The following is a 12,204-nucleotide window of genomic DNA, read 5'->3' as shown; positions in this document are numbered from 1 at the left end:
CGGTCAGCCGGCCGGTTCGCGGCCGATCCAAATCAGAGTCTTGTCGTCGCCGCTGATGCGGCGGGCGTCCTTGCTGCCGAGCGTGCCTTGCAGCGCCCGCGCCGCCGCCTCCGGATCGCTGGAGTACAGGAAGCGGGACACCGGGCCCATGAAGTCCGGTTCCAGCGCCGTGCCGTCGGCGGAGATCACGAAAGGCATGGCGCCGTCGGTCATCGCCACCGCCACGCCGCCTTCAGCCAGCGGGGGCGCTTCGGTGACGCGCAGCTGGTCCCGCCAGTCCTCCATCGTCACGAACCAGGTCTGGTTCGCGTACTCGCCGTTGCGCGGCTCCGACAGGACGACGTCGTCCCAGGCGGCGGCCGGCGCCACCGCGGCCAAGCCGTCGCCCACATGGGCGAGCAGCGTCCGTTCCGGTGTTGCCACCAAAGCGACCAGGGTGGCGTGGCAGTCCTCCAGATCCAGACCGTCGGCCAGCAGCGATCCGCGGGCGAAATCAACCGCCTGGAGAACCAGCGCGCGAAAGGTCTCGACGCCATCGAAACTCGCCGCCGGCGCGGCCAGGAAGGCCGAGGCGACCATCGACGACACCCGCGTCGACCCGGCGCGGGCGTGCCGCGCCGACCCCGCCCCGTCGCACACCACCGCCACGGCGCGGCCGTCCTCGGCACCGAACGCCAGCGCGTCCTGTCCCTCCTGGTTCTTGGCTTCGTGGGCGGGGCCGCGCACGCAGGCCCCGACAAGGCGCCACCCGGCTGCGATCAAGCCACCGGGCGCGCCTTCGCTGTCGGTTTGGTGGAAGTCCATCGGCCGGGTCAGAGCGTCGCAGACATCCAGCCGCTCGGATTGGCCATGGAGACCTGCTGGCCGGACGCCTTCTTCGAGCCGGACTTGGCCGACTCCGACATCCACTTGAACATCTCCTTGAACTTGCTCTGCTCCAGGCGGACCGGCTGGCGATCGGGGGTGCAGAACTGCGACAGCGGCCCCAGGTTGACCTGACGGCCGATGCCGATCGCCCACAGGATAAACTTCTTGTCGTCCTGAGCCTGACGGGCGCGCGACGCGACCTCCTGGATCTCGTCGGTGGGCTCGCCGTCGGACATGACGAACAGCCAGGGCCGCTTGTAGGTGACGCCAGCCTGCCGGTAGCGCTGCTTCTGGTCCTCGATCATCGACATGGCCATGTCCACGGCCTTGCCCAGCGGCGTCGAGCCGTTGGCACGGACCGCCGGAGCCAGGAAATCCGCGGCATCGGTGAAAGGAATTAGCGTTTCGACCTGGTCGTCGTCGCCCATGCGGATGATCGCGATCTGCACGGCGTCGCAGGCGTCGTCGTCGTCCTTCAGGTCCGCCGCGAGCAGCTTCAGGCCTTCGTTCAGGTCGGCGATGGCCCCGCTCTGCCCCATCGACAGCGATCCGTCCACAACCACGACGCAGGGAAGACGCTCCGCCTTGTTCCTTTTCAGCGCGACATCGGGAATGAGTTGTTCATCCATAAGGCACCTTCAGGCTGTGAGCCGCAGCAGGAAACCGGGCGGGGAATACACCCGTAAAACGCGCAGGCCCGTTTGCTTCTGAAAACGTTCAAAGCCGACTTTCTATTTCAAGAAATCCTGTGCGGAAAGCAAAATGTTCGCTGCGTCCGGAGCAATGAAAATCAGCATTTTGCGCGCCGGCCGCAGTCAAGCCATTCGCTTTGGCGCTTGGCCAAACCGATGGATTTCCGATCGAAATCGGTAGCATTTTTCCGGCATACACGGGCAATCTGGCAACGTCAAGACGCTAAGCCGCGGACTTTCAACCGTCGGCAGCGCTGCGCCAAACCGCCGCAGTGGTTGGCGGTTGAGCCAATCGGGCCGAACGTGCATCTTTAGCGGTTTCAACACACCCAAAATCTCACCGTAAGAAACTGTTGTGTTTTATGGTTAAAAATCACTTTCTTTTTGCTGCGCCTCGATCAACGCCTTCACACAGCGGAAAATCCACTTGCGAGTCTTGGACTGATTTGTTTTGTCTTTCGCAACGCAGGCGACCTGCGCCGCGAATCACTCTCAAGACGCGCAAGAGGTAATTGCAAATGCCCTCCCTCGCGAAACTCAGCCTGCGCTCTTCGGTTGCAGGCTGGGCGCTCCTCGCCGCCATGCCGACCGCTCTGCTGACCGCCCTGCCGGCCTCCGCCGGCACGAGCTACCAGATCCAGTGCCAGGAGGCGGGCAAGCCCTGCCGCGAGACCGAGACGCTGCTGCCGTTGCGTGTGCTGCCGCGTCCGAGCGCCAGCATCTTCAAGTCCAAGGACGCCTCCCCCGGCAACCTCGCCGTCGAGAACGTGCCGGCTTTCCGCCCGCTGTTCGTCTTCGCGCGCGAGGAGGTGGACTACACCGACCCGACCAACGCCAAGGGCTGGTATCAGGTCGGCGGCGGCGAAGCCAAGCCGGAGGGCTGGATGCCGGCGAAGGATGTCATGGAGTGGCGGCAGGCGCTGGTTGTCGCCTACACCCACCCGGGGGTCGGCAAGGAAGCGCGCCATCCGGTCCTGATGTTCGACGACCAGGCGGCGCTGGAGCGGATCGCCCTGGGCAAGGACCGGGAGTCCGAAGCCGGCAAGATCTATGAGTCGGTCGAGAAGGGCGAAAAGCCGAAGTCGGTCGTGTCGATCGAGCCCAAGCGCTTCGCCGACATCGAAGACAACTTCTATGTGCTGCCCGTCCTGGACTTCAAGTCCGTCACCAAGTTCGACGACGAGGCGCGGCTGCTCCAGCTCGCGGCGGCCGTTCCGGGCAAGCGGTCGGACGAGAAGAACCAGACCACGCTGGGCAACGCCGCCTACGCCCAGGCGAGCACCGCAAAGGCCACCCTGTCCGGCGACGCGGCCAAGGGGCTGAAGGTCGACATCGTTTTCGTCATGGACCTGACCGGCTCGATGGGGCCGTTCGTGGAGAGCACAAAGACGGCCATCACCGACCTCACACGCGCCATCACCAAGGATCCCAAGCTGAAGGAGGCCGTGCGCTTCGGTCTCGTGGGCTACCGCGACGACCTGCGGGTCGAACCGAAGCTGGAGTTCGTGTCGAAGAACTTCACGCCGAAGCTGCTCCAGGACACCGATTTCGTGTCGGTAATCGACCAGCAGGTCCGCGCTTCCGCCGTGAGCAGCGACGACTACGCCGAGGAAGGCTACGCGGGCGTCAAGACCGCGCTGAACGAGACCGCCTGGACCGATGGCGCCCTGCGCTTCATGGTCATGGTCGGCGACGCCTCGGCTCATGAGCCGGGCCACAAGCAGAGCACCACGCGCCTCAGCGCGGCCGAACTGCGCCACATGGCCAACGACCAGCATGTGTCCGTCTACTCGATCCATCTGAAGGCGCAGCGCTACGCCAAGGATCACCCGAAGGCGGAAGAACAGTTCTCGACGCTGGCCAACAACCCCGGTACGAACGCGCCGGCCCTGTTCTCCTTCGACGCCGACAAGCCCGAGGAATACGCGACGGTGGTCAAGCAGATTTCCGGCCAACTCTCGGAACTGGTCGACGCGGCGCGCAAGGGCCGTGAGGTCGTTCCGGACGCGCTGAGCGAATCGGTGAGCGTCCCCTCCTCGGCGCCCTCCGCCGCGGCGGCCCCGGCCGGCGGGGACGCCGAACTGAAGGACGAAGGCTGGAACCCGGAAGCCCGCCAGAAGGAGCTTCTGGGCGCCCAGGCCGACCGGCCCGAGGTGAAGGAGCAGGCCAAGAAGATCAACGAGGTCGCGGCAGCCGCCCTCATCAACTATCTGGGCGGCGAGACCGTCCGCGACCTGACCTTCTGGGCGATGGACCGCGACCTGATTGACCCGCGCAAGAAGGCGCTGGACGTCCGCGTGCTGGTCAGCAAGACGGAGTTGAACGACCTGATCGGCGCCCTCCAGAAGGTCACCGATGCGCTGTCCACCGCGGAGGTGGCGCAGCTGGAGTTCTTCACCGCGCTCCAGTCGGTCATGGCCCAGACGACCACCGGCACGCCGATCGACTTCGAAAAGGCGCAAAAGCTGGCGCAGACCGAGCTGATGCCCAAGTGGATCGAAAAGCTGCCGTACCGCAGCGCGATCATGGAGATGAACAACGCCACCTATGAGGCGCTGACCCCCGACGAGCGCGTGACCCTGGAGCAGTCGCTCCAGTCCAAGCTCCAGTACTACGTCGAGGTGAACGCCAACGTGGACGCCTGGAAGGTTCTGGACGGGCGCGGCACCGACGGCGCGAAGGTCTACGCCCTGCCGCTCGACGCCCTGCCCTGATCCAAGGCGCCGTCCGGTCCATGACCACCACGATCCGCAAGCCCGCGCCCGTCGCCACGGCGGCGGGCGCCCTCTTGTCCGTCCGCGACCTGCGCAAGGCGCGCAGCCAGGCCGACGCGCGCTTCGAACTGCACGTGCCCGACTTCGCCGTCGCGCCCGGGCAGTTCGTCGCCATCGTCGGCGACAGCGGTTGCGGCAAGAGCACGCTGCTCGACACGCTCGCCCTGGTGCTGCGGCCGACGTCCTGCGCCGGCTTCGTGCTCGGCGCCGGGCACGGCTTCCCCGCCGCCGATCTTCAGGATCTCTGGGCGCTCGGCGACCAGGACAGGTTGGCCGCCATCCGGCGCACGCAGCTTGGCTACGTGCTCCAGACCGGTGGGCTGCTGCCCTTCCTCTCGGTGGAGGAAAACATCCGCCTGCCCACCCGCCTTGCCGGAGCGACCGCCGGCCGAGACGAGATCCAGGCCCTGGCGCAGCGCATCGGCATCCAAGGCATGCTGTCCAAGAAGCCGCAGCACCTGTCCGGCGGCCAGCGCCAGCGGGCGGCGATCCTGCGCGCGCTGATCCACAAGCCGCGCATCATCCTGGCCGACGAGCCGACCGCCGCCGTGGACAAGGCCCGCGCCGGCGCCATCGTGGCCGATTTCGCGGCCCTGGCCCGCGACCGCGGCACGACCATCGTCATGGTCACGCACGACCACGACCTCGTCCGTCCCTTCGCGGACGCGACCTACAGCTTCACCCTGTCGCACCCGTCGCCGACCGAAGTCCGCTCGGTCTGCCACCGCCTCTCATGAGGGCGCACCGATGACCAGACGCGCCCCCTCGCGCCCCGCCGGCACGCCCGAACGCTGGACCATCGGGCGGCTCGCCCTGGCCGACCTGCGCCACGAATGGATCCTCAGCCTGTGCATGGTGCTGGCGCTGGCCGCCATCCTGGCGCCGCTGCTGCTTCTGCTCGGGCTCAAGAACGGCACCATCGAGACGCTGCGCAACCGCCTGGTGGAAGACCCGGTCTTCCGGGAACTGAAGCCCGACGGCACGCTCGCCCTGCCGGAATCCTGGTTCGCGGGCACCGCGCGCGACCCGCGCGTCAGCTTCGTGGTGCCGACGATCCTGCGCGGTTCTTCCATCGTCCGCCTGGCGCCGGAAGGCAGCGACCGCAGCGAGCCGCTGGACCTGCTGCCGACGGCGGGGGGCGACCCGCTGCTTCTGGAAAACAACACGCCGATCCCCGGCCCCGACGAGGCCGTCCTGTCCGCGGACGCCGCCGACAAGCTGAAGGTCGTCACCGGCAAGCGCGTCGAGCTTCAGGTGGCCCGCGTCCGCCAGGGACGGCGCGAGACGGCGACGCAGCTCCTGACCGTGGCCGCCGTGCTGCCGCCGCGCGCGGACCCGCTGCCGCGCGTCTACACGACCCTGCCGCTGGCCATGGACGTGGAGAACTACCGCGAGGGGCTTGCCGTGCCCGCCCGCGGCTGGCCCGGCGGAACGCCCCACGCCCACCAGAGCTTCGACGGCGCCTACGTGCTGACGCCGGAGCGGATCGATCCGCTGACCGCGCGGACGCTGACCATCGGCACCGGCTTCACCCGCATGGACCCGTTGCCCGCGAAAGCGCTGGCCGCGCGGACCGGCATCGCGCTGCCGGACGGCTGGGGTGCGCTGACGCTGGAGGTCGTCCAGACCCCCGTCGGCTGGGAGGCGGTGCGGTCGGTCAAGGACAAGCTGCGCGGCCGCAACGCCGTCGTGATCCCGTTCCTGCACGACAGCACCCTGCAACTGGGCGGCGCGGCGGTGCCGGTGCTTGGCCTGTCGCTGCCGCCGGAGCAGGCGGCGGCGCTCGGCCTGCCGGACCTGCCCTGGGGGCCGGCCAGCGAGGCCCGCCGCTTTGACGAGTACGCCCGTATCCTGCTGCCCCGGGGCATCGCCGCGACCGGGACGGTCGGCGTCCGGTTGTCCGCGGGGGGAATCTCCGGCGTCACCGTCGCCGACCTGCCGGTCCGTGTCGAGGGCGTCGTCGCCGGGCCGCGCGCCATCGTTCCGTCCGAGCTTCTGGGCGCGCTGCGCACCGCCACCCAGCGTCAGGTCGCCCACGACCCGGCGCAGGGGGCGCTGCTCCTGGCCCCCGCGGGCTACCGCGGCTTCCGGCTCTACGCCCGCAGCATCGACGACGTGGCCAGCCTGCACCGGCATCTGCGGGACCAGGGGATCGAAACCAACGCCAAGGTTCAGGCCATCGAGCGCATCCGCACCCTGGACCGCGGCCTGACACGCATTTTCTGGCTGGTGGCGGTGGTCGGCATCCTGGGCGGCATGGCGGCGCTGGTCGCCAGCCTTTATGCGGCGGTGGAGCGCAAACGGCGCGACCTGTCGCTGATCCGCCTGATGGGCCTGCCGCCACGCTCCGTGTTCGGCTTCCCCGTGTGGCAGAGCGCCGTCCTGGCGCTGCTGGCCTCCGGCTTCGCCATCGGCGGCTTCTACGCCCTGGCGTCGGTCATCAACGGGGTGTTCGCGGGCGATCTCGAGCTGGGCGAGCGGCTGTGCCACCTGCCCCCGTCCATCCTGGCCGGCGCCGCGTCGGCCACCGTTGTCGGCGCCGTCCTGGCGTCTTTGTACGCGGCGTGGCGCTCCACCCGCATCGATCCTGCGGAGGCAATTCGTGTCGAATAAACGCTTCGCGGTCCTGGCCGCGCTGACCGCCGTCGTCACCGGCCTGTCGGCGCCGGCCTTCGCGAAATGCGCCCACGAGGGCGAGGGCGATTCCCGCTTCGACCCGTGCCCGGCCCCGGACGATTTCCTGCTGCCGATGCCTGGCGGCCTGCAGATGGTGTTCCGCAAGATCGCCGTGCCCGGCGAGAACTTCTGGGGCAGCTTCGAGCGCGTCGTGCAGATCGGCGATCCGCAAGGCGAAATCTTCGAAGCCCCGCAGAAGGCCATGGTCGGCGGCTCGTTCCAGGACGACCAGGGCAAGCGCTGGGTCTACCACATCGGCAAGTACGAGGTGTCGAAGGCCCAGGTCGCCGCCGTGCTCGGCCAGGGCGACATGGCCAAGGGTGTGCAGCGCCTGATCGAGATCTCCGGCAACCCCGACGAAAAGGACCTCGCCCAGCTCACCGGCGAGGACCTCGACCGCGAGCTGTCCATGCCCATGGCCTGGATCTCCTGGTACGACGTCCAGAACGTCCTCGCCGAGTACAACCGTTGGTGCTACGCCGACAAAAACTGCCGGTCCAAGCTGCCAACCATCGGCGCGCAGGGCGAAAACTACCGCATGCCCGGCTTCCTGCGCCTGCCGACGGAGGTGGAGTGGGAATACGCGGCGCGCGGCGGCGTGGACAACCCGAACTTCGCCGCCGCCCTGCCCTTCGACCGCAAGGAATGGAAGACCTACGCCTTCGTGAAGCCCAACGCGAAGAGCAAGCCCCGGCGCATCGGCTCGCTGGACGGCGTGAGCGGGCTGCACGACATGTTCGGCAACGTGCAGGAGCTGACCGCCAACCTGTTCCAGGCCGAGCTTGGTCAGGGCAAGGCCGGCGCGCTGGTGGCGCGCGGCGGCAGCTTCCTCGACACCGACCGCAGCATCCGTTCCGCGGCGCGGTCGGAGGTCGGTCTCTACCAGGAAAAGGGCGACGCCATCGTCGAGGTGCGCTCGCCCACCACCGGCTTCCGTCTGGCCATCGGCAGCCCGGTGCTGCCGACCAAGGGCTACATGGAACAGCTCCAGCGCGAGCACCAAGCCTACATGGAGACGATCCGCGCCAAGACTCCGGCCGGCCAATCCCTGCTGAACGGCGGCGCGCAGGCGTCGAACGCGCTGCAGACCGCACAGACCAGCCTCGTGCAGATCTCCAGCACCATGAACGAGACGCGCGACCCGAAGCTCGAACGCGAACTGGCCCAGGTCCGCTCGGCGCTGACCGATGCCTCCAAGCAGCTCGATCTGCGCAACCAGGAGGTCTGCTCCAAGTCGCTCGAGGAAGGCGTGTTCTTCGCCACGCTGTACGGCCGCGCCGTCCGTCAGGCCGAATTCTACGAGCGCTTCGCAGCGTTGCGGTCGAAGCGCACCGATCTCAGCGCCACCGACCAGCAGCAGGTCGCCGACATCCTGAAGAACGCGTCCAGCAACCGCGTCGACGCCGACATCTATTTCGCCAAGTACCAGGAGAAGCTGAGCGAGGTCGGCGGTTGCGGCGACCGTCTGGCGTCCGCCAGCGCCGACCATTTCAAGGCGCAGATCGCCGCCGGCAAGGTCAACCTGGCCGGCAAGGTCGCCTTCGACCTCTTCGCCGACCACTTGGCCGCGCTCACGACCAAAAAGGCCGATTTCGAGGCGTGGCGCGACGCCATCATCCAGCGCTTCAAGGACACCAACGTTTTCAACCAGCTTTGACCGCAGCCCGGTCGGAAGGAGAATTCTCATGAAACGCACCCTGAAGATGTCCGTCTGCACGGCCGTGATCGGGTCGCTGCTGCTCACCGCCTGCGCCACCTCCGGCAAGAACGACGCCACCGTCCAGGGCGGCGTCGGCGGCGCGGCCATCGGCGGCCTCATCGGGGCGCTGGTCGGCGGCCGGCAGGGCGCCCTGATCGGCGCGGCCATCGGCGGCGGCGTCGGTCTGGTCGCCGGCTCGGTCATCGACGAGCGCCGGAACGCCTATGCGTCGGACGAGGATTTCTACGACGGGCAGATCGCGCAGACCCGCGCCCTGAACACCGAAGTCAGCAAGCGCAACGGGTTTCTGCGCGAGGAAATCGCCCTGGACCAGAAGGAAACCAAGCGTCTGGCCGCCCAGGCCAAGGCCGGCAAGGCCCGCAAGGACCAGCTGGTCGCCCAGAAGTCCTCGCTCGACGAGCGGCGCCAGAAGAACACACAGGTGATGGCTGAACTGGACAAGGAACTGCTGGTCCAGAAGGAAGTGCTGGCCAAGGCCGAAAGCGCGCCGGGCGGCGCCGCCAACCCGCGCGCGCAGGCGATGAAGGTCCAGGTCGCCGCGCTGGAGAAGGAAATCGGCGAGCTTCAGAAAATGGTCAACGACATGGGCACGCAGAGCGCGACCCTCGGCCAGTACCTGTAAGCCCACGACTCCAAGGAATCCGACATGGTTTTCGTTCGCATCGCGACCCGGACGCGCGTCCTGCTGACCGCCAGCGCCGCCCTGCTCGCCCTTTCGGCCTGCCAGTCCACGCCCCAGCAATGCGATCCGCGGCAGGGCGGCTTCATCGGCGGGGCCGCCGGCCTGATGAGCGGCTGCTACGAACAGCGCGTCGAGGAGCGCAAGCAGACCCTGTCCTCGGCGCAGAGCATCGCCCAACAGCTTCAGTCCGAGAACAACCGCCTTCAGGGCGAGAAGACCGCCTCGGCCGGCGAGCGGACCCGGGCCCAGGCCCAGCTCGCCTCGCTGGACAAGGACAACGCGACGCTCCAGCGCCGTCTGAACGGCCTCAAGGCATCGACGGAGGAGCAGGCCAGCCGCAAGAAGGCGCTCAACCAGCAGTTGGCCGACATCAACCGCCGCATCGGCGAAGCCCGCGCCAAGGCGAACGCCGGCGGAGCGGACGACGCGGAGGTGCAGCGTGAGGTCGAACGCCTCACGCGGCAGCGCGACGCCCTCAGCGACGACATCGCGGCGGCGCTCAAGGGGCAATGATGCGCGCTTTCCGCAAGCGGATCCTCGCCGGCGTGGCCGGCGGTCTCCTGGCCGGCGGCGTGGTTGCCTGCTCCGACCCCGGAGCGGCCCCTGCCGCTCCGGACGGGGCCGCATCGCGCACCATCACCTGGGTCACGCCGAACCGGCCGGCGCAGGCAGCCGCAACACCGGCGGCCGGTGGTCACCAGACCGACCGCATGGACGCGGCCACCCTGCGCTGGCTGGCCGAGGAGATGGCCCGGCTGGGCTATTACGGTGGAGCGACGGACAGCCCGGACGCCGCCCGTCTGGTTGCGGCGGTGCGGGCCTTCCGCCTCGACTCCGGCCTGCCCACCCAGGGACCGCTGGTGGACGAGGCCCTGCAACGCCGGCTGGGCAGCGCGCCGTCGCCCGGCGCGGCGCGGGAGAACCGGGTCATGGTCGTCGAGGAGCTTCGCTGCGAAGACACGTCCGGCGACTGGGCGCTGATCTATGAGGGCGAACGGTCGGCCGGCTTGTCCGCGCCGAACGGCCTGGTTCCGGTCCGCATCGACCGGCGGCTGGGCTTCCGCCATCATCCTGACGCGCCCGACGGCGTCGACTCGACGGACTGGTGGTGCGTCCCGCACCGGCGCATCTGCCACAGCCCCGTCAGCTTCACCGATTGGGGTGGCAAGCAGCGGCCGGGCGCCGTGGTCGGCTTCCACCCCAGCCGCATCCTGTCCGGAAACGGGTCCTGGGAGAACCAGCTGGCCGCCCTCATCGTCCAGCAATGCGGTCGCTCGGGCGAGGTGGCGCGGTGAAGCGTGCCATCCTGCTGTCCAGCCTGCTGCTGGCCGCCGCTCCGGCGTGGCGTGCGCCCCCGGTCCTGGCCGGGGCCGGGGTCGATTTGGACTCGGCGGCGCTGATCGTGTCGGCCAACCATCTGGCCCAGCCGGAGCCGGCGCGCATCCCGCGCCGATCCGTGGCGGCGTTCCAGGACTATCTCGCGACGCTGGACCCCTATTCCCGCTATCTGACACCGAAGGACGTCGCGGCGCGCAAGCCGGTGGGCGCCACGCACCGCGGCATGGGCGCCCTGGTCACGGAGACGCCGGACGGCCTGCTGGTCGTTCCCCTCCAGGGCAGCCCGGCGGCGGCGGCCGGAATCTCCGGCCCGTCGCTCCTTCTCGCCGTGAACGGGCGGGCACCGCCCGCCGACGTCGATGATCTGCGCATCCTGCTCGACACCCTCGGCGAGGTGGAACTGACGCTGCGCGATCTCGTGACCGGCCAGCGCGCCACGCGCCGCGTTCCCCTGCGCGCGTTCGAGATACCGCCGGTCGAGACCCTGATGATGAACGGGCGCACCATCATCCGCCTGCACGTGTTCGAGAGCGGACGGACGGTGCCGGCCTTGCGCGCCGCGCTGTCCCGCGCCGCCGCGGGACCCGGCGCCCCCATTCTCGATCTGCGGTACGCTAAGGGCGGTGACCTGCTGGAAGCCATCGACGCCGTGTCGCTGCTCCTCGACCGCGCCGTGCCGGTCGCCGTGACGCGCGACGCGACCGGCCAGGAGACACCGTTCCGGAGTCGCACCGGCCAGAACGTGGTTGCCCCGGTCGTCTACCTCCTGGTCGGCCCGCAGACCGTCAGCGCCGCCGAGGTCTTCGTCCGCGCCCTGACGCACTGGCGGTACGGCTTCACCATCGGCCAGACGACCTACGGCAAGTGCGTGGCCCAGAAAACCTTTCCGCTGCCCGACGGCGGCGGGCTGGTGCTGACGACGGCGCGCATCCTCGACCCCGCCGGTGTGGACTGCGCGGGCAAGGGCCTCAACCCCGACCTGCCGGTGGCCGGAAACATCCACGACACGGCGCAGGTGCTGCGCACGCTCGACGCCTTCCTCGACGACGCGCGGGTCGTGTGCCGGGTCGCCCCTCTGCCGGACCGCCGGGCGGCCCCGCAGGCGGAAGACGAACTGGGCTGGAAGAACGGCCTCGGCCGGATGCGGCCGGTCGTGCTGAACGGGCCGGGCGGCGGGCAGTTGTGCCTGATGCCGCCGCTGCCCGCCGCCGCCGCCGCCGCCGTGCGGCGCGAGCAGGCCCGAACCGTCACGAGCCCGCTCGACCTGCGCCACGCACCGCCGGCCGCCCCGGCAGCCGTCTCCCCGGCTGCCATCACGCGCCCGGCGCCCACGCGGAGCGCTCCGAAGGTCCCGTCGAAAGCCGCTGCAGCCCCACCACCGGCCCACGACGACGCCACCGATCCGACGGCGCCGCTTCGGCCGGCCAACCGTGACGACTGAACCGCCGTCCAGCC

The 12,204-nt window shown here is 69.2% G+C and carries 10 protein-coding genes; 8 read left to right on the top strand and 2 right to left on the bottom strand.

Annotated features, from left to right (window positions below; genetic code table 11):
* Positions 1-3: 3 nt before the first annotated feature.
* A complete protein-coding gene (locus H1Q64_RS14145; RefSeq protein WP_237905841.1) occupies positions 4-762 on the bottom strand; it encodes a PP2C family serine/threonine-protein phosphatase in 759 nt (252 codons plus the stop codon).
* 50 nt (positions 763-812) lie between these two features.
* Positions 813-1,496, bottom strand: a complete 684-nt coding sequence (locus H1Q64_RS14140; RefSeq protein WP_237905840.1) for a vWA domain-containing protein — start codon at positions 1,494-1,496, stop codon at positions 813-815.
* A gap of 581 nt (positions 1,497-2,077) precedes the next feature.
* On the opposite strand from H1Q64_RS14140, the gene H1Q64_RS14135 reads away from it, so the two are divergent.
* From H1Q64_RS14135 to H1Q64_RS14100, 8 genes are read left to right on the top strand one after another with little or no spacing between them, the layout of a single operon-like run.
* Positions 2,078-4,273 carry a vWA domain-containing protein gene (locus H1Q64_RS14135; RefSeq protein ID WP_237905839.1) on the top strand — a complete coding sequence of 732 codons (2,196 nt, stop codon included), beginning with the start codon at positions 2,078-2,080 and terminating at the stop codon, positions 4,271-4,273.
* A gap of 20 nt (positions 4,274-4,293) precedes the next feature.
* Positions 4,294-5,070, top strand: coding sequence for an ABC transporter ATP-binding protein (locus H1Q64_RS14130; protein ID WP_237905838.1), 777 nt, complete (start codon positions 4,294-4,296; stop codon positions 5,068-5,070).
* Between the two features lie 10 nt (positions 5,071-5,080).
* Positions 5,081-6,946 carry an ABC transporter permease gene (locus H1Q64_RS14125; RefSeq protein ID WP_237905837.1) on the top strand — a complete coding sequence of 622 codons (1,866 nt, stop codon included), beginning with the start codon at positions 5,081-5,083 and terminating at the stop codon, positions 6,944-6,946.
* Entirely contained in the window at positions 6,936-8,666 is a 1,731-nt protein-coding gene (locus H1Q64_RS14120; RefSeq protein WP_237905836.1) for a formylglycine-generating enzyme family protein, read from the top strand. Before H1Q64_RS14125 ends, H1Q64_RS14120 begins: the two co-directional genes overlap by 11 nt.
* A 28-nt stretch (positions 8,667-8,694) precedes the next feature.
* Complete coding sequence (locus H1Q64_RS14115; RefSeq protein WP_237905835.1) at positions 8,695-9,351, top strand: glycine zipper domain-containing protein; 657 nt, start codon at positions 8,695-8,697, stop codon at positions 9,349-9,351.
* 24 nt (positions 9,352-9,375) lie between these two features.
* On the top strand, positions 9,376-9,924 hold the full coding sequence (locus tag H1Q64_RS14110) for a hypothetical protein (RefSeq protein ID WP_237905834.1): 549 nt from the start codon (positions 9,376-9,378) through the stop codon (positions 9,922-9,924).
* Positions 9,924-10,706 (top strand): hypothetical protein, encoded by a 783-nt coding sequence (locus H1Q64_RS14105; protein ID WP_237905833.1) that lies wholly within the window; start codon positions 9,924-9,926, stop codon positions 10,704-10,706. Before H1Q64_RS14110 ends, H1Q64_RS14105 begins: the two co-directional genes overlap by 1 nt.
* Positions 10,703-12,190, top strand: coding sequence for a S41 family peptidase (locus tag H1Q64_RS14100; protein ID WP_237905832.1), 1,488 nt, complete (start codon positions 10,703-10,705; stop codon positions 12,188-12,190). Before H1Q64_RS14105 ends, H1Q64_RS14100 begins: the two co-directional genes overlap by 4 nt.
* The last annotated feature ends 14 nt before the right edge of the window (positions 12,191-12,204 follow it).

Source organism: Azospirillum brasilense (genome assembly GCF_022023855.1).
GTDB classification, from domain to species: domain Bacteria; phylum Pseudomonadota; class Alphaproteobacteria; order Azospirillales; family Azospirillaceae; genus Azospirillum; species Azospirillum brasilense_F.
The sequence above is the reverse complement of the archived record's forward strand: the minus strand, read 5'-3'. Positions and strand labels throughout refer to the sequence as shown.

Coding starts and splice junctions, on each gene's coding strand:
- H1Q64_RS14140 (WP_237905840.1), bottom strand. CDS start 1,496: ATGGATGAACAACTCATTCCCGATGTCGCGCTGAAAAGGAACAAGGCG.
- H1Q64_RS14125 (WP_237905837.1), top strand. CDS start 5,081: ATGACCAGACGCGCCCCCTCGCGCCCCGCCGGCACGCCCGAACGCTGG.
- H1Q64_RS14115 (WP_237905835.1), top strand. CDS start 8,695: ATGAAACGCACCCTGAAGATGTCCGTCTGCACGGCCGTGATCGGGTCG.
- H1Q64_RS14130 (WP_237905838.1), top strand. CDS start 4,294: ATGACCACCACGATCCGCAAGCCCGCGCCCGTCGCCACGGCGGCGGGC.
- H1Q64_RS14135 (WP_237905839.1), top strand. CDS start 2,078: ATGCCCTCCCTCGCGAAACTCAGCCTGCGCTCTTCGGTTGCAGGCTGG.
- H1Q64_RS14110 (WP_237905834.1), top strand. CDS start 9,376: ATGGTTTTCGTTCGCATCGCGACCCGGACGCGCGTCCTGCTGACCGCC.
- H1Q64_RS14105 (WP_237905833.1), top strand. CDS start 9,924: ATGCGCGCTTTCCGCAAGCGGATCCTCGCCGGCGTGGCCGGCGGTCTC.